The following is a 23,802-nucleotide window of genomic DNA, read 5'->3' on the forward strand; positions in this document are numbered from 1 at the left end:
AATAACAGAGTGTCGCACAGGCGGGTAAGGCCTGCGACGACGCTCGTCACCTCACGCCTGAAACAGGCTCGACAAGCGTCAGGGCAGATAGAGCCGGAACAGCCCGCCGCCCAGAACCCCGCCATTGGCAATCTCGATCCGCCCCCTCACGCCGTTGCGCTCATGCAGCGCGGCGATCCGCGCGGCAAAGTACAGGCCAAGGCCGGTACTGCCGCTCTTGCCGTCGATACCCTGCACATACTCCTGCTGACGTTCGAGCATGCGCGCGGGGAAGCCCGGGCCATCGTCGTTGATGCTCAGCACCAGTTGCTCGCCTTCGTCGCTGACGCTGATCAGCAAGGTGTGTCCGGCATAGCGAATGGCGTTGTTGAGGATGTTGGTAACCACCGAGCCGACCAGTTCGCGGTCGAAAAAGCCCAACGGGCTGGCGGTTTCGATGCGCCAGCTGGCGAGGATGTCGCGGTGCTGCAGCAGGTTCTGCTGGGCGGCCAGCTGGGCTTCGATGAAGTCGTCAAGCTCGTGGTAGTCGGGGCACATGGGCAACTGGTTGACGCCCAGTTTATACAGGCCCAGCAACTGCACCAGCATGCCGTTGAGGTGGCTGAACTCGTGCTCCATCACACCCTGCTCGCTGCCGCTGCGCAGGGCTTCGGGCAGGCGCGCCAGCCACTGGCTGTGGGCCTGGGTCAGGGCGGCGAGGGAGTTCTTCATGTCGTGTACGGTGGAGGCGATCACCGTGGAAAAATCCAGCCCCTGGTTGTCCTGGTTCATGCGCCAAAAGCCCGGATGTGCAGTTTGCGGTAGCGATCGTAACGGTTGTCGCTCTTCGGGATGCCGGTGACGCTGCCCAGGCAAGCGCGGCACTCGTCCATGATCGCCGGCGGCGGGGTCTCGCCACCGATGCGCAACAGCGCCTGGGCGGTGTTGAGGGCGATACTGATGTTCTTTGGCTGTAGCGTCAGGGCCCGGCGGAACTGCGCCAGCGCTTCGCTGAGCTGGCCAGCCTGGTAGCTGCGCACGCCCTGGCGGTTAAGATCGACCGCTTCGGTCACCGCGCCCAGCACGCTGGGGTCATCGGTCAATTGCGCCACGCTCTGCATCACCTTGGGGTCGTCACCGTAGGTTTCTACACAGCCCTTGAGGATCGAGGTACCGGCCGACTCCTGGCCGAGTTTCTGCAGTTGCGTGGCCACTACCAGCGCCGCCTCAACCGAGAAGAACTGGTCCATTTTCTCCAGCCGGGCCATGGCCTGTTCGGTCAGTTTGGCGGCGGTTTCGGCGTCGCCGGCCTGCTGCAGGCTGGCGGCTTTCATCAGCCGCGCACGCACCTGCAAGCCCTGGTCTTCGACGTTCTCTTTGGCCACTTCGCTGAGCACGGTATTGATCTCGACCCGGGTGCGCGCATCCAGGCCGTTGCCGGCGTTCTTGTTCATCAGCGCCTGAACCAGCCCGAGGTTGCTTTCCGGGTCTTTGTAGCGCGAGCTCTGGCCCTGGTTGACGGCGTGGCGGTAGGCCTTGGACGAGGTGTCGTAGTCATCGTTGCTCAGGGCCAGCTTGCCCAGCATCATCTGCCGGCGCACAGCCAGGGGCGAGAGGCGCACGGCCTCTTCCAGCACGCCCTGGGCGCGCTTGCTTTCACCCTGGGCCACCAGCACTTCAGCCAGGCCGTCGTACAGGCCAGGCATCATCGGGAAGGCCTTGAGTGCCTGTTCGTACACACCCTGAGCCTGGGCCAACTGGTTGCGCTTGAACAGCAGGCTGCCCAGCGCCGCATAAGCCCAGGGCGTGGCACGGCTGGCGATGATGGTGGTGAGGAACTTCTCCAGTTCATCGAAGCGGTTCAGATCCCGCAGGGCATCGGCGCGGTAACGCAGGCACAGCGGGGCGAAGCGCGGGTCCTTCTTGCACAGCTCGGCGCAGGCCGCCAGCACTTCGGCCGGGCGGCCGCGGTCCAGGGCCTGGAGGATCGGCTTGAGCAGGGTCTTGCGCTGCACCAGCTTTTCCAGACGCTGGGCCAGGCCGATGCGGTTGAACGGCTTGGTCAGGTAGGCGTCGGGCTCGTGCTCCAGGGCACTGAGGACGATGGCCTGGCTGCTTTCGGCGGTGACCATGAGGAACACGCACTCATGGCTGATCAGCTTGTCGAGGATCAGGTCTTCAAGCACCTGCTGGCCGTTCTTCTTGCCGTCGCCCAGGTGAAAGTCCTGGAGGATGAAGTCGTAGCGCTTCTGCGCGCACATGCGCAGCGCCTGCTCGCCGCTGTCGGCAGTGTCGACATCACGCACGCCCAGCTCGCGCAGCATCGAGCGGGCCGAGCTGCGAAAATCGGAGAAGTCATCGACGATCAGAAAGCTTTTTTGGCTGTAGACCTGCATCCACGAAACCTGTCATGGCAAATAAAAAAATAGACGCAGAGACACCTTCACGGACAGGCTCGGCTTCGCGGGAGATTCGCTGCGGCGATTAATCGGGCCGCACTCGCAGAGTATCGGCCACACAGGGCGATAGCTTGAGGCTTGCGCTGCGCATATTTGCTGGACGTTGGTAGCGGCAACGAAACAGATAATGGCATTAAGACATCATCGTTCATGCCACACACCGAGTAAAGCGCCGCGGCCCAACGGCGGGCAACGGCGCTGGCGGCAAGTTCAGCGGGTAAACACCTGCGCCGTGGTGATTGCCATGTCGCCGCCTGGCAACTTGATCTTGCCCAGTGGCTCAAGGCTGTCGGCATCGAATATCGCCACTTCGTTGTAGGTGCCGGCCAGGTAGATCTTGCTGCCTGCCTTGTTGAAGGAAATGCAGTAGTAGCTGTGCTCGAGGGTTGCGGCCTTGACCAGCTTCTTCTGCTTGATGTCGTACTTGGCCAGGCGATTGAGCACGCCGTAGACAAGGTTGGGGTCCTTGGGCGAGATCATGCCGCTGAAGTAGACCTCGGTCAGCGGGCCGAAATCGACGGTTTGGGTCTTGCCGGTGGCAAGGTCAATGTTGAAGAAACCATAGAGGTTTTCTGCGCTGGCCGGGTCGCGCTTGTCATCCTTGAATTTCGCCGTGGTGTAGAGCAGCGAGAAGTCGTGGCGGTAGGTTTGCTGGTTCCACACGTAGAGCACGTCCGGCGCGCTGTACAGCGGCCGCTGCCAGTGGCGGCTGGGCACCAGCACGTCGAACTTGCCGGTCTGCACGTTGACCTTGTAGAGGTCCGGCCCGGCCACGTACAGGCTGCCGTCGTCACCGCTCTGCATGATGGTCAGCTGGCGCGGCGCCGGGAAGCTGCGCAGCGGTTTGGCGTCCAGCCCGGCATTGCTGGCATAGACATCCAGGCGCGGCGGCTGCACCACGTAATGGTCGTTGAGCATGCGTGTCGGGTTGGCGACGGTGTAGATCTCCTTGCCGTCATGGCTGACGGTGAAAGAGAACATCGAACGCGCCTTCTCGCCCGGCAGTTGGCTGATACTGGCGTGGAACACCTGTTTGCAACTGTCCAGTTCAACGCCGTAGATGTCGGCGTAGTGGTTATTGAGCACGTAGGCGATGCGCCGGTCCGGCGACAACTGCACGGTTCCGGGGCCGAAGGCGTCGGGCATCTGGCAGGTCTTGTAGAGGCTGTCGTCGGCCAGGTCGAGAATGTGCAGGTTGTTCGGGTAGTTGGTGGTCACCAGATACTCGTGGCCCGGGTTCAGGGCTTTGCCCGGATCGGCGAGCGCCGCACCGGAACTCGCGGCGCACAGCGCCAGGGCGGCCAGGCCGCGGGTTGCAATCTGAAGCATGCGGATATCCCTCTTGTTCGGCTCGGGGCTCATTTGTCATCCGGGAACACGGTGCCCAGGTTGCGCCAATTGTCGTTGGACGCCTGGGCATCCTTGTTCCAGTCCGGGTAGGTGCTCATCATGTCCGGCACCTGGGCCGGCCACCAGCAAGGGTCGGAGCAGCCATACAGGTCGGCCTCCATCGGCTGGCACAACGACGAGACGCCACCGAAGGCGTCGATCTCCCACCCCGGGTCAGTGGTCGAGGCGCAGCCGGCCACGGAGTTCATCGCCAACACTTCTTCGATGCGGTTCTCGTCGGCAGCCTGTTCGAGCTTGAGCGCTTTATTGTTGATGGGCTTGAGATGCTTCATGTCAGTGGACCTTGCGCGGGGTGATGTAGCGGTTGATGAACGCCGGATTGACGGCCATGATCCGGCTGTAGACCTCGATGCCGAAGTCCACCCAGTCACGCATCAGTTCGCAATAGTGGTAGGTCGGGTGGGCCGGGTCGCCGTAGCGGGCATAGCTCTCGTGGTAGCAGCCACCGGAGCACAGGTTGCGGATGCGACAGCTGTCGCAGCCGGTGTCGGTGCGGTCCAGGCGCTGGGACAAAAAGTCGTTGAGTTCGACCTGCTTGACCCCACTGTGGACGTTGCCAAAGGTCGGCAGGCTCGAACCGGTGAAACGATGGCACAGGTTCAGCTCGCCCTTGTGATCGACCGCCAGCATCTTCAACCCGGCGCCGCACGGCAGGGCTTTCTTGTGCCCTTCGTGGATATCGGTGATCAACTGGTGCAGGTTGGAGAAGCCGATATTGCGATGCTCCAGCGCCGCCTCCAGGTACTTGCGCCCCAGGGCTTTCATGTTGGCGAAGACCTCGATCAGCTCGTCACCACTGAGGTTGTAGTCGCTGATGTCGCCACTGGTGACCGGGGCAAAACCAACCTCGGCAAAGCCCATTTCGTTGAACAGGTGGTTCCAGATGGTCTCGACATCGGTGACGCCACGGGTCAGGGTCACCCGCGCGCCGACCGGGCGGCTGTCATAGCGCGCCAGCAGCATGTCGGCCTTGCGCCGTACCACATCGTAGGTGCCCTGGCCGCCGACAGTGATGCGGTTGCGATCGTGCACGGTCTTGGGCCCGTCAATGCTCACCGACAAACCAAAGCGGTGGGCGTTGAGGTAGTCGACGATTTCTTCGGTGAGCAGTGTGGCGTTGGTGGTCATGACGAACTCCACGCGCTTGCCCGCGGCACTGAAGCGCTGCTCGCAGTAGTCGACCATGTACTCGATCAGCTTGCGGTTGCTCAACGGCTCGCCACCAAAAAACACCACGGTGTAGACCGGCTCGTCGGGCGACTCCTTGAGCAGCATCTCCACCGAGGCCACCGCAGTCTCGACCTCCATGCGCTTGCCGGCCGAAGGCTTGTCCAGGTCCTCCTTGTAGCAGTAGGTGCAACTGAGGTTGCAGCCGGTGTTGACGTTGAGTACCACGGTGTTGAGCGCGGTACGCTCGACCCGCTTGAGTGCCACCTCGGGGCTCAGCGGCGAGCCGTCGCTGACCAGCTCCAGGGCGATCAGCTCGCGCAAGGTTTCATTGACTTGTGTGCCGTCGAAGCGCGCGCCCAGGCGCTGCACCAAGTCCTCGCTGGAACAGCCTTCGGTACGTAGCGCATCGATGATTTCCCCGGTCAGGTCGTCGCTGGCAAACAGCGAACTGCTGGGGATATGGAACAGCATGCGTGCAGCATCGACGTGCACCTCATGCAGATTACGTTCAACCAGATTCAGAATAACGCCCATCGCAACCTCCTCGTGTACACCTGGTGGCCTGGATACTTCACCGCCCTTACGGGATGGGCGGGTTGTTCCAACGCTGCACGGTCACGATCATCTGGCCTTCACCGGTATGCGCCTTGCCGCCATCGCTGACCGCAGCGATGACCTTGAGATTGCCGGCGTTATTGGTCGACATCTTGCGCGCCGGGTTCGGCCCGGCATCGCCCGGGGTGAAGACCCCGCTGTCAGCCTGCATGGTGCCGGCGAACTTGACGTCCTGGTCTTCACGGGCACGTTCATCGAACGGTTCGACGCGCCATTTGGCCGGGAACAGGCCAATGCGATACGGCTTGCCATCGGCGCCCACCCCCCAGGCTTCGGCATCGAACCGGCCCTGGACCTTGGGCGTGGAACCGCCGCCCTCACCGATACGCGCCACCGAGAACGCCGGGACCACCTTGACCTGCGCAATGTCGCGGTAGATCGCCAGTTGCGGGCCATCGAGCTTGCCGACAGCGACCGTCTGCACACCGGCCACCGCGCTGTCTGCGGCCTTGACCCTCACCTTGATGCGCTGCGGGCTCTGCTCAAGCACCTCGAGCACCTCGATGCCAGCGCCAAAGCGTGGCGTGCCGGACAAGCCGCTGCCGATCAGGCTGATCTGCGCTTCACTGCCGGCTTTGAGGTAGCCCGGCTGGACGGCCAGCAAGCGTGGCTGGTCCTGGCGCGCGGCGACAAAGTCCAGGCCGCGTTCGTCGTGAATCTTGTCGAACATCCGCCCTTTCATCTCACCGCCATTGACGCTGAACACCTGGCGCATGCTGACGCCATCGATGCTGACACTGCCGCGCCATTCGTAGCCGCTGTACAGCACTGCGCTGCCCTGCCCCTTGAACGGCGTGCCGTCGGCGTACTGGCCGTCGACGCTGACCGTGAACCGGTCACCCGGCTGGGCGCTGACCTTCATCACCCCGTTGAGCTCACCCTTGCCCGGCAGGTGACCGCTGAAGCTCCAGTCGCCAGCCAGCGCGCCGGCCTTGGGCATCGCCTGCTGCCAGTCACGCCAGGCCGGGTTGTCCAGCGGATAACGCTTGGCCAGGAGCGGCACCATGTCCTTGAGGGCCAAATCGAGCCAGTCACGGTCGCGGGACAGCGCCTGGTATTCAAGCGAAGGCCATTGCCCCAGGTGGAAGTTCACCAGGTGCTGCCACTCCTGCGCCGGCCGCCGTTGCAAGGCCGGACGCGCACCAGAGTGGCAGCGGCCGCACATCTGTTTGGTCTGGTCGTCGAACTGCTCGACGGTGTTCAGGCGCCGCTCAAGGGCGTAGCGCACCCCCTCGGTTTCGCTCGGCGCCAGGCCCTGGGTATCGGCCAGGTACTTGACCAGGGTGCGACGGTCTTCGTCGTTGATCTGCACCTGGTGCATGGTCTGCATCCGCGCGATGGTCATCAGCCAGCCCTCGGGGGTCTTGCGCTGATGGCTGATGCGGCTATAGGCGTTGTCGCCCTCGGGCAGATGGCAACCCTGACAAGTTTCGCGCAGGATCGCCTGGGCCTCACGGGCCTGGCTCAACTGTGGCTGCAGGGCCAGCCCTGCAACCAGTGCCAGCAGGCCACTGGCACTGGCGACGCGGAGTGTTCTCTTCATCAATCTCTGACCTCCCACGGGATATTGTTCTTATCGTTATCGCGCTTGAGCAGACGATACATATTGTGTGCCAAGACCCGGCAGCCTTGATTTCAGGGCTTTGCACCGATCCCTGAGCAGTGACGGCGTTTAATTTCGCGACAGCTGTAACACTCTGCGACAGGCGTTTGGGCTCTACCCTTCATATCTCAGGTGCGTCTCAACGCTGTCTCAAAATGAGACGCAGCCTCCCTTCCACCCCCTGCCATCCGGGCTCCTCGGCGCCTGAAAACAGGGACTTCGCCACCTTGGCACAAGCGTTGCGAACACCCGGCACTCACTCACAACAACGAGGTTTGCCATGTCCACCACTGCCCCCCTGCACCCTGACGTCGAAGCCTTCCTTCGCCGCGCCCCACGCATGCTGATCGGCGCCGACTGGGTCGACTCCAGCGATGGCGCCCGCTTGACCCTGCGCAACCCAGCCACCGGCGAAAACCTCTGCGAGGTGCCCGCTGCCACCCCGGCCGATGTCGACCGCGCGGTACTCGCCGCACGCCAGGCCTTCGATGATTCCGCCTGGAGCCGAACCCGCCCACGCGAGCGGCAGAACCTGCTGTGGCGCCTGGCCGACCTGCTCGAGCGCGACGGCGAAATCCTCGCCCAGCTCGAATGCCTGAACAACGGCAAGAGTGCGGTAGTGGCCCGGGCCATGGACGTGCAGCTGTCGATCGACTTCCTGCGCTATATGGCCGGCTGGGCAACCAAGATCGAAGGCAGTACCGTCGAGGTGTCGATGCCGTTGATGCCCGCCGATCAGTTCCACGGTTTCGTCCGCCGTGAGGCGGTGGGCGTGGTCGGTGCCATCGTCGCCTGGAACTTCCCGCTGCTGCTGGCCTGCTGGAAACTCGGCCCGGCCCTGGCCACCGGTTGCACCATGGTGCTCAAGCCGGCGGATGAAACCCCGTTGAGCGTACTCAAGCTGGCCGAGCTGGTCCTGGAAGCGGGCTACCCGGCGGGTGTGTTCAACGTGGTGACCGGCACCGGCCTGGTCGCCGGCGACGCCCTGACCCGCAACCCCCTGGTCGACAAGCTGACCTTCACCGGCTCCACCGCCGTGGGCAAGACCATCGGCAAGATCGCCATGGACTCCATGACCCGGGTGACTCTGGAACTGGGCGGCAAATCACCGACCATCGTCATGGCCGACGCCGACCTGGCCACGGCTGCCGCCGGCGCCGCCAGCGCGATCTTCTTCAACCAGGGCCAGGTGTGCTGCGCCGGTTCGCGCCTGTACGTGCAGCGCAAGCACTTCGACAATGTGGTGGCCGATATCGCCGGCATCGCCAATGCCATGAAGCTCGGTAACGGCCTGGACCCAAGCGTGGACATGGGCCCGCTGATTTCCGCGCGCCAACAGAAACGCGTCTACGACTACATCGAGCAAGGCCGCAGCAGCGGTGCGACCATCGCCTGCGGTGGCGAACAGTTCGGCCCCGGTTATTTCGTCAAGCCGACAGTGATCGTCGATGTCGATCAGCGTCACTCGCTGGTGCAGGAAGAGATCTTCGGTCCGGTGCTGGTGGCCATTCCGTTCGATGACGAGGCTGATGCCATTCGCATGGCCAACGACAGCCCCTACGGCCTGGGTGCGAGTATCTGGTCCAACAACCTCGGCGCGGTGCACCGGATGATCCCGCAGATCCGTTCCGGCTCGGTGTGGGTCAACTGCCACAGCGCCCTCGACCCGGCCCTGCCGTTCGGCGGCTACAAAATGTCCGGGGTGGGTCGGGAAATGGGCGCGGCAGCTATCGAGCACTACACCGAGCTCAAGTCGGTGCTGATCAAACTGTAACCCTCAGGGCCGATAGCCCTGACTGAGCAGCCAGCGGCGCACCTGCTGCGCCTGCTCGGGCGCAAGGCCGGCCAGCACCTGCACGGCCGGCTCATGCCGCAGGCGGCTGAGCAGCGGCGCCAGCTCCACGCCCTGCAAGTGCCAGATGCCCAAGGGTTGATCGGGGCTGACCACCACCTGCGCGCGGTCCACCAGGCCGTCGCGTAGCACCGGCGCCCATTGCACCTGCAAGGCAGCGAAATCGGTGGGCGGATGCAGCGGCTGGGCATCCGGCCAGCCACTTCGGGCTTGCCAGAATGGCTGCCCGCGCCAACGTTGCTCCTGGGCATAGAAGTCGCGGCCCATGCGCGCAAAACGCCAGAACAATTGCTCCACCCGCTGCTGATGAAACTGACGGGCCAAGACGGCACGCTCGGGCAGGCTGAGCAAGGTGTTGATCACCGCCGGGGCCTGCAAGGCCGACGACAATGACTGGAAAATACCGTTACCCGACAAGGGGTCAACGGCCATGGCGGCATCGCCAACCCGAATCCAGCCATCGCCACAGCTGTGCCGCGACAAGATTGCCGTGCTGCTGCGGGCATGTAATTGCAGGTCGTGCTCTTGAGCGTCGGCAAAAAAGCGCTGGGCAAACTGCGACTGCTGGCGGCGCTGGCGACAGTAGTCGAGCAGCCCGTCTTTACCTGGCAATGCGCTGCTGGCGACATCCAGGGTCATCTGCCAGTAGCAACGCCCGTCGGCTTGCCGAGCCATCCACACCCAGCCATCGGCCACACTCTCCAGCGCACTGACAGCAGCGCCGGGCGAGCCTTGCCAGCGGTTGAGCAAACTGAGGGTTTGCGGCCCGCGCCAGGCTTTGCCCTGGGCGTCTTTGTCCGCCTGCGGCGCCTGCCGGCCGCGCGCCTCGACGATAAAGTCAGCCGACAGTTCAGGCGCGCCATCGAGCTGCACAATTGAGCGCCCATGGTCACGCTGAACCGTCAGCACCCGCGCTTCTATCAAGGTGACACCGGCAGCATGCAGGTCAGCGCGCAGCCCGCGGTCGAATGTCGGTCGATCGAGCAGGTACTCATGATTGCGTGCAGCAATCTCGCCATTCCAGCTCACCTGGCGCAATGAAGCGCCACTGGCGCACTGCAGTGCCTTTTGCAGCCCGGCACCACGCAGGCCTTCAAGCACCCGTTGCGACACCCCTTCCAGGGCCGCAAAGCGCCGCCACTCACTGACCACGCACACCTCATGGCCCAGCCGGCGCAAGCCCAGCGCCACGGCAGCACCCGCGGGACCGGCGCCTAGAATCAGCACCCGGCTCATGGCTCGCCTCGGCGTTCGCTGCCGCGATAGCTGGCCTGCTCATGCAACCAGTCGAGCAGTTGTTGGTTATTGGCCGTCGGCTGCCGTTGCAGGTAGCCGGCGATATGCCCGGTCAATGCCGCACATCCAAGGCTGGCGCCAGACAAGCGTGCATCGGCGCTACGCACACAAGCGCCGAAATCAGCCTGAGGCGAGCCCAGCCACGACCATTGATCCAGCGCGCAGCGAGCGTCACCGGTGACCCGCACCACACCCGGATAGGCCGCCGGAAACACCGGCGCGCCCTGGGCCGGGCTCGATGCACACACCAGCACCCCGGCGTCGACCGCCGCCAGGCAAGCCTGGCGCAAGGCCAGGCGATCTTCACGCAGGCCCAGACTGAGGTTGATCAGGCGTACTTTGCATTCCAGCAGCCAATCGATAGCCGCCGCGACCTGCAAGGCGCTGGTTACCCCGCGCTGATCGAACACCTGCGCGATGCACAAACCTGCCTCGCTCGCCCGTAAAGCGATGGCCGCGGCAACCGCCGAGCCATGGCCGAGGGCATCGGCAATGCTCTCACTGGCATCAACCCCCAGGCTACCCAGCTCGAAGCGGCACGAGGCAACAATGTTGGCCGTACCCGGCGCATGCCCACTGTCGACCACACCGACCAGCAGTTCAGGCTTCATCGGGCTGCCCCTGGCGCACGCGCAGTTGGCCGTCGCGCAGTTCCAGACGCACATCGGCATCGGCCAGGGTTGAAGGACGATGGCTGATCAGGATGCGGGTACGCTGACTGAACAGGTCGTCGATGGCGGCGATGACTTCCCGCTCGGTGGCTTCATCGACTGCCGAGGTGGCCTCATCCAGCACCAGGATCAGCGGGTCCTGGAGCAACGCGCGGGCAATGGCGATGCGCTGTTTCTGACCACCGGACAACTGCTGGCCGCGCTCGCCCAAAGGGCTGTCGAGGCCTTCGGCCAAGCTCGCGATCAGGCTGTCCAGTTGCGCCAGGCGCGCCACTTCGCCAATCGCCTCGCGGCTGGCTTCGGGCACGCTATAGGCGATGTTGTCCGCCAGGCTGCCACGAAACAGCACGATGTCCTGGCTGACCACGGCCACCCGTCGACGCAGCTCGAACAGGTCCAGCTCGCGCAGGTCGCAACCGCCGAGCAGGATGCGCCCGGCCTGCGGGTCGTAGAAGCGCTGCAGCAGGTCGATCAATGTCGTCTTGCCGACCCCGGAAGCGCCACTCAAAGCCACCTTGCTGCCGTGGGGAATATCGGCCTGCACCTCGCACAGCAACGGCGGCCGCCCCGGATGGGCGAAGCTCACGCCTTGCAGCTGCAGATCCGCTCGCGCCGGCACCGCCAGCGGTTGCGCAGGGCTGCTGACCTGCGCCACTTCGCCGCGCAATTCCATGACCCGGCCAAGGCTGACGCTCATGCGCTGCATCGCCACATACAAGCCCAGCAGGCTCTGCACCGGCCCTACGGCCATGCCCAGGTAGGTGGAAAAAGCGATCAGCGCGCCCAGTTGCCAGGTGCCCTGCACGACCCAGTAGCCACCGACCAGAAAGGCACAGGCACGCGACAGCGAGGTCAGGGTGCCAGGCACCGCCTGGGTAAAGAACTCGGTGACCTGCACCCGCAGCAGCTGGTTCATGTAGCCCTGCCCCAGACCGTCCAGGCGTCGGGCCTCGCGTTGCTGCTGGCCAGCGGCCTGGATGAACTTCATCGCCGGCAAGGTCTCGACCAGAAACGAGGAAACATCCGCCGAACGCTCACGCAACTGGCGCACTTCCCGTTCGACCTTGCGCCGCATCCAGCGCAGCCACAAGACATCCAGGGGAATCAGCAACAGCGCCAGCAACGACAGCTGCCACGACAGCGCCAGCAGCATCGCCAGGGCGCAGACCAGGCCAATGACACTGGACACGGCCGAGAACAACGAGTCGACGGCAAAGCGCTGGATCTCGGCGACATCGCCATCCAGGCGCGACATCAGGTCGCCAATCCGCCGCTTGCCGTAGAAGCTCGGCGACAGGCCCTGCAGGTGCCGGTAGATCTCGTCGCGCAAGGCAAACAGCATGCGCCCGGACAGGCGCGTATGCAGGTAACGGTTGAGCCCGGACAACAGGGTGCCGAGGATCCCGGCCACCACCATCAGGCCGGCAATGGTTGCCAGGGTGGGAAAATCGCGCGCAAGCAGGCCATCGTCGATCAGCAGCTTGGTCAGCCACGGCTGCACCAGCACCAACAAGGTGGCGCACAGCGACAAGCCGAGCAAACCGGCGATCGCCAGACGCTGCGGGCGAACGAAGCCGTACAACCAGCGCAGCGCCGCATCCAGTGCCGGCGGGTCGGCATGGTCGATCAAGCGGGCCAGCAGGCGCTGGATCAAGGCTGCGTCTGCTTGAGCTTGCGGTACAGGGTTGCGCGGCTGATGCCCAGGGCTTCGGCTGCTGCGGTGACATTGCCTGCATGGCGCTCCAGGGCCTGGCGAATCAGCACACTCTGGCTTTCGCGCATGCTGGTGCCGGGCGGCTGGGCACTGTCGCGCAACTCATCGAGCAGGTTGTCGGGCAGATGATCCAGGCCCAGTTCCTGTTCATCGGTTTCACGCATGGCCAGCAACAAGCGCAAGGTCATCTCCAGCTGACGAATGTTGCCCGGCCAGTGATAGTCGGCAAACAGTGCACTCAGTTCACACGAAAGCTCGACGCCGTGGCCGCCGAGGTGATCCAGCAGGTTGCGCACCAGCGCCGCAAGGTCTTCGCGATCACGCAGGGCCGGCAGTTGCACGCTGATGCCATGGATACGGTAATAAAGGTCTTCACGAAACTGCTGGCTTTGCACCTGGGCCTTGAGGTCGCGGTGGGTGGCGCAGATCAGCGCAATGTCCAGGTCCTGCTCCTGGCCTGCGCCCAGCGGCGCCACCTTGCGCTCCTGCAACACCCGCAACAAGCGCGCCTGCAAGGCCAGCGGCATATCGCCAACTTCGTCGAGAAACAGCGTGCCGCCATGGGCCTGCTGCAGGCGCCCGATCATGCCGCCACGCCGCGAGCCGGTGAACGCCCCCTCGCGGTAGCCGAACAGCTCCGATTCGATCAGGCCTTCAGGGATCGCCGCGCAGTTCACCGCCACGAACGGTTTGTCGGCGCGCGCGCTGTCCTGATGCAGGGCGCGGGCAACCACCTCCTTGCCGCTGCCGGTCTCGCCCAACAGCACCACCGGCAGGCCGTTGGCCAAGCCTTGGCGGGCCATGCGCAACGCCCGGGCATGGCGGCTGTTGCCCGCGCCCAGGCGCTCCAGGTCTGGCTGTTGAGGGCTTTGCCGAGGCGGGCGCGCAGGCGCCAGGGTAATACTCAGCGGCCGTTGCGGCACCTGCAGGGTCTTGTAGAAAAAACCGCCCTTGGCCGTTTCGATGCTCTCGACCTTGCCCAGTTGCACCCGTGCCAGCCACTGCTCCAGGCGCATGCCGAGCAGGCTGTCGCAGTGCTGGCCGAGCAGCTCGTCGCGGCGGCTGCCGAGCAGTTGGCAGGCCTGGTTGCTGACGGCCAGGATACGCCCGTCCAGCCCCAACGCCAGCAGGCCCTGCCAGGGCGAACCGAGGTATTGCCGGCGGCTGTGGAAGGCCAGCACGATGTGCTGCGGATAACTGCTGGTGAACAGCTTGCCTTCGATCTGGCTGACCGCCAGGGCGAGCAAGGCGGTACGGTCTTGCAAGCGGCCCAGGGGCCCCTGGCGCGTCAGGTCGAGCACGCCGAACAGATCGCCTTGTGGGCAGTGGATCGGCACTGAGGTACAGGAATAATCGCTGAGCCGTTCGAGAAAATGTTCACCGCAATCAATCTGCACCGTGCGCGCCTCCACCAGCGCCGTGCCCAGGGCATTGGTACCGCGTTCGGCTTCGCTCCAGCGGGTGCCTGGGGCAATCCCCGCCTCGGTGCTGTGGCGCACCACCTCGGCCGGGCCTTCGACGGCGAGGATGGTCGCATCGGCGTTGGCCAGGATGATCAAGGCGTCCTGGCCCTGGTGCCCACTCAAGTAATCGAGCTCGGCGGTGGCGGCATCGAGCAGCAGGCGGTTGTTGGCCAGTAACAAATCAAGGTTGGCGATCGGCGCCAGACCGAGCTCATTGTGGCTGTGCACACCGACGCCATGATCAAGGCTGCGCCGCCAGGAAGCGTCGATTTCGGCACGCAGCACGCCTTCCGGCACCTGGCCGTCCACCGCGAGCATTTCCCGGGCCCGGCGTGTACTGGCAGGTAGTGCAATCGTTGTTGTTTTTTGCGGGCTCATCGGCTGCTCCGGATCGGTATCCCGATTCAAGCAAGACCCACGCCAGCAAAGGTCGGCGGGGCAAGCGGCTGCCTTCCTTTTACGTCAAGGGCGGTTGCGCTGCAATCACCGGGTATCACTATTGCAACATCCCCAGGGATTTGGCCCGGGCCACCGCCTGGGTCCGACGCTCGACGCCAAGCTTGGCGTTGATGTGGCTGGCGTGGGTTTTCACCGTATGCAGGGAAATGAACAGACGCTCACTGATTTCCTGGTTCGAACAACCTTGGGCGATCAGCTCCAGCACCGCCATCTCGCGGCTGCTCAACGACTCGTTGCCCGCCGTCGACTCGACCGGTTCAAACGTCGGCAGCAAGCCCAGCAAGCTGTTTTGGGCAGGCCCTTGAGGGTTTTGCAGCAACTGCTCGCGCAGCCATTTAGGGTGATCCTGCAACAGCCGCTGGAAGGGTTGCAGGGCGCCGCCGCGCGCGGACTCCAGGGCCAGGATCAACAGGCCCCGCGCCTGTACCTCGTTATTGCTGGCCAGCAGCAGAACCATCCATTGGCACAGCGCAGTGACACACAACATCTGCCCGCCGCTGGCCTGGCCGCGTTCCACCAACCCCTGCAAGCGCCGCCCGGCTTGCTCGAGCCGGCCCTGGGTGCGTTCGAGCAAAGCCTGCTGCAGTTCGATATGCAGCGGCAACAACGGGTGGAACTCGGGAGCGGCAGCCGCCTGTTCGCCGCCGTAAGTCTGGCCCAGGCGCAGCAGCCAGGACTCGGCCAGATCGGTACGGCCCTGGGCCAGCCACAACTCGCATTTGACCAGGGTGATCATCGCCAGATAGAAAATCGGCGGCACATCCCAGATGTGCATCAGCCGCTCGGCTTCGGCAAGTTCGGCGAAAGCTTCGGCGAAGCGCCCTTCGCGGCCATCGAGCGAAGCAATCACGCAATGGCCGATCAGTACGCTGATGTCACGACAGGCGCGTGCCTCGATCAGGCCGGCGCGCAGGCGGTTACGCCCGGCTTCCGGTTGCAGCCGGGCCGCCAGCAGGTAGCCCTCGTACAGGGTCAGCCGTGCGCGCGCCGCGTACAACCGTTGCGCCGACAAACCCTGCAGGCGTTGCAGGCCCTGGCGGACTTCATCCAGGGCGCGCAACACTTCGCCTCGGGCGTGCAGTACCCGCGCCCGGTCGTAATGGGCCAGGGCTTCGAACAGGGGATTGCCAACCCGCTGGGCCAGCTCCAGCGCCTCGCGGTTCCAGCCACGGGCACGCCAGAAGTCAGCATCGGCAATGGCCAGGTTGGACAAAGTCGAGAGGCACACCAGGCGCTGCCCGTAACGTTTGAACGGCAAGCTGTTAAGCGCTTCGGAGCAGTATTGGAGGGTCCGCTGGCGGTCGCCGCGGCCACGGGCGATCACCCCGCTGAGCGCCAGCCATTGGGCCAGCATGGATTTCTGTGCGGTGGCCGAAGGCGCCGGCAAGAAGCGGCTCAGGTGGCTGGCCAGCTCTTCGGCGGCATCCAGCTGCCCGGCCAGGCCCAGGGCCCAGCTGTACAGCACGATCAGCCGCGGCGTGCTGATCAGCAGGCTGTCGGGCAGGTCCATCTTCCAGCGCAGGAGCATGCCGACGTTCTGTTCGGCCAGCAGTTGTTCTTCGGACAGGTTCTGCACCAGGTTGGCGGCCACGTCCAGATGCCCGGCACGCAGGGCCTGCTCCACCGCTTCATCGAGCAGGCCCTGGCCGTGGAACCAGCGACAGGCGCGTAAATGCAGGCTCGACAGTGGCAGGCTGGCCTGACGGCTGCGCAGCAGGTCAGAGAAGAGGTGGTGATAACGGAACCAGCGCCCATGTTCGTCCAGCGGCACCAGGAACACCTGATGGGCCTGCAGGTAGCGGAGGATCTCGGCGCTGTCATGACTTTCGCGCAGGGCATCGCAGAGCTCGGCGCAAAAGCGTTCCTGGCAGGCGGTGTCGTAGAGAAAACCCTGCACTTCGACCGGCAGTATCTCGATGACTTCTTCGAGCAGGTAGTCGCGAATCAGTCCCTCGCCACCGTGCAGGGCCTGGGGCAAGACGCTGTCGGCACCGGCCTCGTTGGCTGCCAGCAGCCAGAAACGCAAACCGGCGACCCAGCCATCGCTGCGCTGGATCAGGTTGTCCAGCGCCTGGCCGCGCAATACCGTCGGTTGCTGGCCTAGTACGGCCAGGGACTCATCGGTGGTCAGACGCAGGTCCTGTTCGTTGAGTTCAAGCAACTGGCGCGACAGGCGCAGGCGCGCCAGGTGCCAGTCCGGCCGTTGCCGGCTGGTGACCAGCAGCACCAGGCCAGGCGGCAGGTGATTGAGGAAGAACTGCAGGCAGCGGTCGAGCACCGGGCCCTGGGCCAGATGATAGTCATCCAGCACCAGCAGTAAGGGGTTGTGCGGTTGCAGGTGACGAGCGAGCTCGTCGAGCAGACCGTCGAGCCATTCTTCGAAGGCAAACGGCTGGTGCCGCTGCCGCATCTTCAGCAGGCCCAGGGCCTGGCCGCCAAGCGCCGGGCAGTACTGCTGCAAACCTTCGAGCAGGCGCTCAAGGAAACGTCCGGGGTCGTTGTCGCGCCGGCTCAACCCCAGCCACAGGCTGCTCCAATGGCTGGGCAGACCCTGGCAGAACTCCACTGCCAACGAGCTTTTACCGAACCCCGCCGGTGCATTGACCAGCAGCAAGCGCCCACCGAGCCCCGCGTGCAGACGCTGGCACAAGCGCGGGCGCGGTACGTGACCGTCGGGCAATGGCGGGCGAAAGAAGCGGCCCTCCAGGACGCTCATGGCCTGGCTGGCGAACCCTTGCGTACGGGACAGATCAGTCATGGCCGGCTCGTTTTAGTTAGAGAATCTTCGGCAGTACGGATCAGGGCAGACTAGCGGTTTAAATGGCACATTTGAAGATGATTGCCCCGCTTTGCGGAAAAAAGACTACAACAAAAAACGACAAACCTGGGCCGCTAACGGCGTACAAACAGAAACGCCCCGGCAAGCCGGGGCGTTCTGGGAGATCACACGGAGGTTTGAAGCTTAGCGCACACCTTCCTGGCGAAGCGCTGCAGGCTGGAAGTCGGCCTTGGAGGCAGTAAAGCCGAAGTCGTAGGCTCTCTTTTCCTCGTTCTTCATGCCCAGGGCCAGGTAGCGACCGGACTGCAGGTCGTAGATGGCTTCCAGGGTGTACCACGGCACCTGGACGTTGTAGTAATCCTGGGAGTGGGCCTCGGACACGCGCCACAGCTGGTTGCGACCGTCGTACTGGTCGATCACCGCGGCTTGCCAGGTGTCTTCGTCGATGTAGAAGTCACGCTTGGCGTAGATATGGCGCTGGCCCGGCTTCAGGGTCGCGACCACATGCCATACCCGGCGCAGCTCGTAACGGGCGAGGTCCTGATTGATGTGCCCGGCCTTGATGATGTCGGCGTACTTGAGCTTAGGATCGTCGAGTTTGTAGCTGTTGGAGGCAATGAACATCTCTTTCTTGCCTTCCAGCTTCCAGTCGTAACGATCCGGCGCGCCGTTGTACATGTCCAGGTTGTCGGAGGTGCGCAGGCCGTCGGCAGCGGTACCGGGGCCGTCATAGGAAACCTGTGGCGCTGCCCGTACCCGGCGCTGGCCGGCGTTGTAGACCCAGGCCTTGCGTGGCTCTTTGACCTGGTCCAGGGTTTCGTGCACCAGCAGTACGGTACCGGCCAGACGCGCCGGCGCCGTCACCTTCTGCTTGAAGTAGAACAGCACGTTGCCCGGGTTGGCTGGATCGTAGTCCTTCATCCGGTCACGGAAGACGAACTGGTCCTGGAAATACACCAGGCTGTACGAACCGTTTTGTTGCGGCGTGGCCTGGGTCACCAGGCGGGTCACGCTGCCGCCGCGGTAGCGGGTGATGTGGTTCCAGATCACTTCCACGCCGCTTTTCGGAATCGGGAACGGCACGGCGGTGTCGAAGTTTTCCAGGCCGTTGCCACCCCCTACCAGGTTGGTGCTGGTGGCGTTTTTCTTGATCGCGGCAAACACCGCATCCGGCACGGTGGCGCCCCGGTGGGTCGGGTACACCGGAATCTTGAAAGTGTCCGGGTAGCGCTTGAACATGGCGACCTGACCTGGGGACAGTTTGTCCTTGTACTGGTCGACGTTCTGCGCGGTGATGGTGAACTTCGGTTGCTCGTTGCCATACGGGTCGGAAAGGAACCCCTTGGCATCGGCGCTACCGGCGCTCTTGGCCAACGGCTTCCAGGCAGTAATCGAACCGTCGGCATTACCGGCCTTTTCGGCGCCCATCGGTGTCAGGCTCGCGCCCAGCTTGGCCGCCTCGTCGGCGGAAACCGCCGCCATGACACTGGTCGCCAACAGGGACAGGCCCAGTACACCGGCTTGCAGCAGAGTCTTGGTTGTTTTCATCTTCATGGTCGTCCTGAATCCGAATTCTTAGAAGTTCACGCCGAAGCTGAGAGCGATGAAATCGCGGTCATCCACGGTGGTGTACTTGCCGTCGAAGAAATTGGTGTACGACAGGCTGGTGGTGTAGGTGTTCTGGTACTCGGCGTCCAGGCCCAGGCTGATCGCCTTGCGCCCTTCCTCGAAGTTGCCGCCTGGGCCTGGCGAATAACCGGAGACGTCATGAGACCAGGCGACGTTCGGCTTGAGGTTGACCCCGGCGAACACGTCGTTGTAGTCCCAGATCGCCCGGGCGCGGTAGCCCCAGGAGGTGCTGGTGGTATAGCCGTCGTTTTCGCACTTGCGGCTCAGGTTGGCAGTGGAGGCACCCGGACCCGCACCGCCGATGGTGCCGGTGTTGAGCGCCAAGCAGGTATCCTGGCCGCCAGTGGCTGGCAGTGGGCCCGGGCCATAGACCGGGTCACGTCCATAACGCACTTCGCGGGCGTTTTCCAGACCGCCGACATGGGTCACCCCCAGCTCGCCGACCACGGTCAGACGGCTGGCACCCATCACCTGGTCGAAGAAGTGCGTCAGGGTGGTCTGGAACTGGGTGACTTCCTTGCGGCGGTAGCCATTCAGGTCTTGCCCTGGCACGCCATTGAGCAGGGAGGCGTTGGCCAGCGCGCCACCGATTGGACGCACGCCGGCGAACAGGATGTCGGTGGTGTTCAACTGCACCGGCGCGTTGGGACGGTAGCTGATTTCACCGCTCCATGCGGTACCGGTAGGCAGGGTGGTGGAGAAGCTCAGGCCGTACAGGCGGATGTCTTCCGGGTACTCGACGAAGTACTGCGAGTTGCCCGCGACGATCAGCGGTGCCAACGGCCGCAACGCCGCCGGCAGGCCAGCCAGGCCGCCGTACACGGACGGCGGCGCACCCGTGGCGCTGAAGATCGGCGCACGGCTGTGGTAGTTCATGAAGTAGGCGCCGAACTCGGTACCCAGCGGGTCGTACATATAGCGCAGAGCCACCCCGAACTGACCGCTGTCACGCGCATCGCGATCCGCGCCGCGCCGTACCAGCACGCCTTCTTCGTTGATGTTCACGCCACGGGAGGCGAGGAACTGCTGGGCCGCGCCCGGCACCGTGCGGCTGCTGTTGAGCACGCGCAGGTTGTCGGCACAGCCATCGGCAATGATGTCCGGTTGGGAGAAGAAGGTTCCGCAGTTGTCGACGACAGTCTGGTCCCATTCGATCTGGTAGAAAGCTTCTGCCGAGAGGTTGTCGGTCAGGCTCTGGGACACATAGAACATGTTGACCGGAATCAGGCCTTCCTTCACTTCGGCGCCTGGGCGGCGGAAGGCGGCCACGTCGATCGGGTTGATCGAGTTGATACCGCCACCGATGAAGGTACTTTCACCCCAGCTGACGACCTGCTTGCCCAGGCGCACCGAGCCCGGCTGGTCGGCAATCGAGTAGTTGTGGTAGACGAAGGCGTCGAGAATCTGCCCGCCGGACGATTGCGCGCCCTCTTTACGGTTGGAGTCGCTGATGTCCTTGAACTCGCGATGCTCATCCTTGAGTTCGAAGTCGTACCAGTACTTGCCACGGACGAATACCCCGGTATCGCCGTACTTGAGCTCCAGGTCATGGATGCCCTTGAAGATCTTCGAGAAGGTTTCACCGCGCTTGAAGTTCAGGTGGCCGTCATCGGAGGTCTGCGACAGACCCTTGCCGCCGTTGTTGACGCCGATCAGATCCTTGTTCGGGCTGGCTGTCGACCAGCTCGCCCCCACCGACAGCGACGAGTCGAACGAGCCTTCGATTTCACCGATGTTGAAACTGACGCCGAATGCAGGACCGGCGAGCGTAGAAGCGAGGCTGACGGCCAGGGGCAGTTTCGCCCGGCGCCAGAACAGATTTGCTGATGTCATCGACGCTACTCCATGTACTTTATTTTTATGGCAGTGAGTCCTTTGCAGAAACGCATCGGTCGAGCGGTGTGAGCGCACCTTTTGCTCGAGCGAGTGGCTGGGCACATGCATGTGCGATCCCCCGTTCCTGAAAATCCCCTGAACCGACTATAGCCAGCAGGTTGAACTGCTTGATCCCTCTAAAGTGTGATTTGCATCCCAACCCCTCTGGCGTGGTCTGCATGACCGGCCACTACGCTGGCAGGGGGAAGAATGGCTGAATTTCGTCATTTGACAAGGCGCCCATGCGTCTGGCCTGCGGGTCGCGCCCGATCAGGCGCGCCCCACCAGGTTTTACAGGGTCGAAAGGAAAGTGCTGTTACTGGCTTGCCACTGGCTGATATCCAGGCGGATGCGCTTCTTGTCGAGCTTGCCGACGCTGGTCTTGGGAATTTCAGTAACAAGGGCGATCTGGCTGGGGATCGCCCATTTGTTGATGTGCCCCAGTTCCACGAATGGCTTGAGGTGTTCCTTGAGCGTCTTGGCGTCGATGCTCTGGCCGTCGTGAATCACCAGCAGGGCAAACGGCCGCTCGCCCCACTGCGGATCGGCAACCCCCACCACCGCCACTTCGCGGATCGCCGGGTGACGGCTAATCAAATCTTCGAGCTCCAATGACGAGATCCACTCGCCGCCCGTCTTGATCACATCCTTGATGCGGTCGCGGATATCGATCACGCCCATGCTGTCGAGGGTGGCGACGTCACCGGTATGCAGCCAGCCGCCTTGCCAGAGTTCGGCGCCCTTCTCGGCTTCGCGCAAGTAACCCATGGTCAGCCACGGCGCGCGCAACACCAGCTCGCCCTGGGTCTCGCCATCGGCCGGGAGGAAGTTGCCGTTGCCGTCGACAATCGCGGTTTCCACCAGTGGCACCGGCACCCCGGCCTTGATCCGGTAGGTGATGCATTCGTCTTCGCTACCGGCCAGCAGCTCGTCATTGAGGTGGGCGCAGGACACCAGCGGGCAGGTCTCGGACATGCCGTAAGCGGCAGTCAGCTGAATTCCATGGGCCTTGGCCGCCTCATACAAGGCGCGGTTCAGGGCACTGCCGCCGATGATGATTTTCCAGCCGCCAAAGTCCTGTTGCTGGGCGCCCTTGGCGTTGAGCAACATCTGCAGGATGGTCGGTACGCAATGCGAAAAGGTTACCTTCTCCTTGCGCCACAGCTCGCAGAGCATTTCCGGTTCGTAGCGTCCGGGGTAAACCTGCTTGATCCCGAGCATGGTCGCCACGTAGGGAATACCCCAGGCGTGCACGTGGAACATCGGGGTGATGGGCATGTACACATCGTTGCTGCCGAGCAGGCGCACGCTGTCGATGCTGCCGGTGACCGTCGCTGCCGCCAGGGTGTGCAGTACCAGTTGCCGGTGGGTGAAATACACCCCCTTGGGGTTACCGGTGGTGCCGGTGGTGTAGAAGGTGGTGGCTACCGAGTTCTCGTCGAAATCGGGGAAGTCATACACCGGGCTGGCCGCCGCCAGCAGTTGTTCGTACTCACCGACCAGGTTCGGCAGGTCGGCGGTTTTCTGCTCGCCGTCGGTCAGCAGCACGGTTTTCTCCACCGTGGTCAATTGCCCGGCGATGGCCTGGTAGAGACCGACGAAATCGCTGTTGACCAGCACGAAGCGGTCGTCGGCGTGGTTCATGGTGTAGAGGATCTGTTCCGGCGACAGGCGCACGTTGATGGTGTGCACCACCGCGCCGATCATCGGAATGGCGAACATGCATTCGAGGTAGCGATGGCTGTCCCAGTCCATCACCGCCACGGTGTCACCGGCCTTGACTCCCGCCTCGGTAAGCACGTTGGCCAGCCGCGCGATGCGCTCGCTGAGGGTCAGGTAGCTGTAGCGCAACTGATCGCGATAGACGATTTCGCGGGTTTTCTCGTAGCGGCTGCCAGATAGCAGCAAACGCTTGATCAACAGTGGAAACTGGTAGGCGCCCTCGGCGGGAGGAATGACGCGAGTCTGCAACATAGGAGTCCCTTTTCTAGAGTGCACAGGCTAAGCAAGACATGTCCTACTCTAGAACGCCACAGCAGCGGCCAAATCAGCCAAAGGAATGATTTGGCCGGCGCAGGAACTAGTGGCGTTTAACTATCACGGTCAGTGCATCTCGGTGAACGCGATCTTCACACCCAGGGCAACCAGTACCGCGCCCATGGTACGGTCGAACCAGTGGCCCATACGCGCGAAAGCGGCGCGCACCCGCTGCTGGCTGAACAGCATGGCCACCAGGCAGAACCACAGACCGGTCGCCACGGCCAGGTACACACCATAGCCGGCCTGGATCGCCAGCGGCGTGTGCGGGTTGATGACCACGGTGAACAACGACAGAAAAAACAGCGTCGCCTTGGGGTTCAGGCCGTTGGTCATGAAACCTGCGACAAATGCCGCTCGTGGCGTGCGCTCAACCGTCGAGGCCTGGACATTGTCGCTGCCAGGCGCGGCCGGCCGGGCGCGCAGGGCCTTGAAGCCGATGTACAACAGGTAAGCGGCCGCCAGCCATTTCAGGGCATTGAACAGCATGATCGACTGCGACACGATCAAGCCTATGCCCAGCAGGGAATAGCCCACATGCAGGAAAATCGCGGTCCCGACACCAAAGGCCGTCCAGGTACCGGCACGCCGGCCATGGGTAACACTCTCGCGCACCACCACGGCGAAATCCGGGCCGGGGCTGGCCACCGCCAGCAGGTGAATCAACGCGACAGTCAGAAATTCGGCCCAATACATGGGGGCTCCTTGCGACAAAGAAGGTAATCGGGGGCGCTACATTACGCTTTCGCCCTGTCAGGCAATAGCCCGTTACTAGCAAAAACAGGCTTGAC

General features: G+C 63.6%; 16 protein-coding genes. 1 reads left to right on the forward strand and 15 read right to left on the reverse strand.

Annotated elements, in window-relative coordinates:
* Positions 1-78: 78 nt before the first annotated feature.
* From F8N82_RS20785 to peaA, 6 genes are all read right to left on the reverse strand, one after another.
* The gene (locus tag F8N82_RS20785) at positions 79-771 is read right to left on the reverse strand and encodes a sensor histidine kinase (RefSeq protein ID WP_038997118.1); all 693 of its coding nucleotides are present in this window, start codon (positions 769-771) and stop codon (positions 79-81) included.
* Positions 768-2,375: a tetratricopeptide repeat-containing response regulator gene (locus tag F8N82_RS20790; RefSeq protein ID WP_038997119.1), complete on the reverse strand. Its 1,608-nt coding sequence runs from the start codon at positions 2,373-2,375 to the stop codon at positions 768-770. The genes F8N82_RS20785 and F8N82_RS20790 overlap by 4 nt, the downstream gene beginning before the upstream one ends.
* A 273-nt stretch (positions 2,376-2,648) precedes the next feature.
* On the reverse strand, positions 2,649-3,767 hold the full coding sequence (peaD, locus tag F8N82_RS20795) for a quinohemoprotein amine dehydrogenase subunit beta (RefSeq protein WP_038997120.1): 1,119 nt from the start codon (positions 3,765-3,767) through the stop codon (positions 2,649-2,651).
* Positions 3,768-3,796: 29 nt separating this feature from the next.
* A complete protein-coding gene (qhpC, locus tag F8N82_RS20800; RefSeq protein WP_028944146.1) occupies positions 3,797-4,120 on the reverse strand; it encodes a quinohemoprotein amine dehydrogenase subunit gamma in 324 nt (107 codons plus the stop codon).
* Position 4,121: 1 nt separating this feature from the next.
* A complete protein-coding gene (gene peaB, locus F8N82_RS20805) occupies positions 4,122-5,552 on the reverse strand; it encodes a quinohemoprotein amine dehydrogenase maturation protein (RefSeq protein ID WP_038997123.1) in 1,431 nt (476 codons plus the stop codon).
* Between the two features lie 46 nt (positions 5,553-5,598).
* Entirely contained in the window at positions 5,599-7,176 is a 1,578-nt protein-coding gene (gene peaA / locus F8N82_RS20810; protein ID WP_038997124.1) for a quinohemoprotein amine dehydrogenase subunit alpha, read from the reverse strand.
* Between the two features lie 340 nt (positions 7,177-7,516).
* Between peaA and F8N82_RS20815 the strand changes: the two genes are divergently transcribed.
* On the forward strand, positions 7,517-9,010 hold the full coding sequence (locus F8N82_RS20815) for an aldehyde dehydrogenase family protein (protein ID WP_038997125.1): 1,494 nt from the start codon (positions 7,517-7,519) through the stop codon (positions 9,008-9,010).
* 3 nt (positions 9,011-9,013) lie between these two features.
* On the opposite strand, the gene qhpG is transcribed toward F8N82_RS20815, so the two are convergent.
* From qhpG to F8N82_RS20860, 9 genes are all read right to left on the reverse strand, one after another.
* Entirely contained in the window at positions 9,014-10,324 is a 1,311-nt protein-coding gene (gene qhpG / locus F8N82_RS20820; RefSeq protein ID WP_038997126.1) for a flavin-dependent monooxygenase QhpG, read from the reverse strand.
* Positions 10,321-10,995 (reverse strand): subtilisin-like serine protease QhpE, encoded by a 675-nt coding sequence (gene qhpE, locus F8N82_RS20825; RefSeq protein WP_038997127.1) that lies wholly within the window; start codon positions 10,993-10,995, stop codon positions 10,321-10,323. Before qhpE ends, qhpG begins: the two co-directional genes overlap by 4 nt.
* Positions 10,985-12,706: an ABC transporter ATP-binding protein gene (locus F8N82_RS20830; protein ID WP_038999620.1), complete on the reverse strand. Its 1,722-nt coding sequence runs from the start codon at positions 12,704-12,706 to the stop codon at positions 10,985-10,987. Before F8N82_RS20830 ends, qhpE begins: the two co-directional genes overlap by 11 nt.
* Complete coding sequence (locus F8N82_RS20835) at positions 12,706-14,610, reverse strand: sigma-54-dependent Fis family transcriptional regulator (protein WP_038997128.1); 1,905 nt, start codon at positions 14,608-14,610, stop codon at positions 12,706-12,708. The genes F8N82_RS20830 and F8N82_RS20835 overlap by 1 nt, the downstream gene beginning before the upstream one ends.
* A 118-nt stretch (positions 14,611-14,728) precedes the next feature.
* Entirely contained in the window at positions 14,729-17,449 is a 2,721-nt protein-coding gene (locus F8N82_RS20840) for a LuxR C-terminal-related transcriptional regulator (RefSeq protein WP_038997129.1), read from the reverse strand.
* Positions 17,450-17,653: 204 nt separating this feature from the next.
* On the reverse strand, positions 17,654-19,018 hold the full coding sequence (locus F8N82_RS20845; protein WP_038999621.1) for a DUF1329 domain-containing protein: 1,365 nt from the start codon (positions 19,016-19,018) through the stop codon (positions 17,654-17,656).
* 27 nt (positions 19,019-19,045) lie between these two features.
* Positions 19,046-20,932 carry a DUF1302 domain-containing protein gene (locus F8N82_RS20850; RefSeq protein ID WP_038997131.1) on the reverse strand — a complete coding sequence of 629 codons (1,887 nt, stop codon included), beginning with the start codon at positions 20,930-20,932 and terminating at the stop codon, positions 19,046-19,048.
* A 333-nt stretch (positions 20,933-21,265) separates the two neighbouring features.
* On the reverse strand, positions 21,266-22,948 hold the full coding sequence (locus tag F8N82_RS20855; protein ID WP_038997133.1) for a fatty acid--CoA ligase: 1,683 nt from the start codon (positions 22,946-22,948) through the stop codon (positions 21,266-21,268).
* A gap of 129 nt (positions 22,949-23,077) precedes the next feature.
* Positions 23,078-23,707: a LysE family translocator gene (locus F8N82_RS20860; protein ID WP_038997134.1), complete on the reverse strand. Its 630-nt coding sequence runs from the start codon at positions 23,705-23,707 to the stop codon at positions 23,078-23,080.
* Positions 23,708-23,802 lie beyond the last annotated feature (95 nt).

Origin of the sequence: Pseudomonas fluorescens (assembly GCF_902497775.2) — a bacterium.
Classification (GTDB): Bacteria; Pseudomonadota; Gammaproteobacteria; order Pseudomonadales; family Pseudomonadaceae; genus Aquipseudomonas; species Aquipseudomonas putida_F.

Bases quoted from the DNA above. Each gene is read 5' to 3' on its own strand.
- peaA (WP_038997124.1), bottom strand. From the start codon at position 7,176: ATGAAGAGAACACTCCGCGTCGCCAGTGCCAGTGGCCTGCTGGCACTG.
- F8N82_RS20850 (WP_038997131.1), bottom strand. From the start codon at position 20,932: ATGACATCAGCAAATCTGTTCTGGCGCCGGGCGAAACTGCCCCTGGCC.
- F8N82_RS20835 (WP_038997128.1), bottom strand. From the start codon at position 14,610: ATGAGCCCGCAAAAAACAACAACGATTGCACTACCTGCCAGTACACGC.
- F8N82_RS20840 (WP_038997129.1), bottom strand. From the start codon at position 17,449: ATGACTGATCTGTCCCGTACGCAAGGGTTCGCCAGCCAGGCCATGAGC.
- F8N82_RS20855 (WP_038997133.1), bottom strand. From the start codon at position 22,948: ATGTTGCAGACTCGCGTCATTCCTCCCGCCGAGGGCGCCTACCAGTTT.
- qhpG (WP_038997126.1), bottom strand. From the start codon at position 10,324: ATGAGCCGGGTGCTGATTCTAGGCGCCGGTCCCGCGGGTGCTGCCGTG.
- qhpC (WP_028944146.1), bottom strand. From the start codon at position 4,120: ATGAAGCATCTCAAGCCCATCAACAATAAAGCGCTCAAGCTCGAACAG.
- F8N82_RS20845 (WP_038999621.1), bottom strand. From the start codon at position 19,018: ATGAAAACAACCAAGACTCTGCTGCAAGCCGGTGTACTGGGCCTGTCC.
- peaB (WP_038997123.1), bottom strand. From the start codon at position 5,552: ATGGGCGTTATTCTGAATCTGGTTGAACGTAATCTGCATGAGGTGCAC.
- F8N82_RS20860 (WP_038997134.1), bottom strand. From the start codon at position 23,707: ATGTATTGGGCCGAATTTCTGACTGTCGCGTTGATTCACCTGCTGGCG.
- F8N82_RS20815 (WP_038997125.1), top strand. From the start codon at position 7,517: ATGTCCACCACTGCCCCCCTGCACCCTGACGTCGAAGCCTTCCTTCGC.
- F8N82_RS20785 (WP_038997118.1), bottom strand. From the start codon at position 771: ATGAACCAGGACAACCAGGGGCTGGATTTTTCCACGGTGATCGCCTCC.
- F8N82_RS20790 (WP_038997119.1), bottom strand. From the start codon at position 2,375: ATGCAGGTCTACAGCCAAAAAAGCTTTCTGATCGTCGATGACTTCTCC.
- peaD (WP_038997120.1), bottom strand. From the start codon at position 3,767: ATGCTTCAGATTGCAACCCGCGGCCTGGCCGCCCTGGCGCTGTGCGCC.
- qhpE (WP_038997127.1), bottom strand. From the start codon at position 10,995: ATGAAGCCTGAACTGCTGGTCGGTGTGGTCGACAGTGGGCATGCGCCG.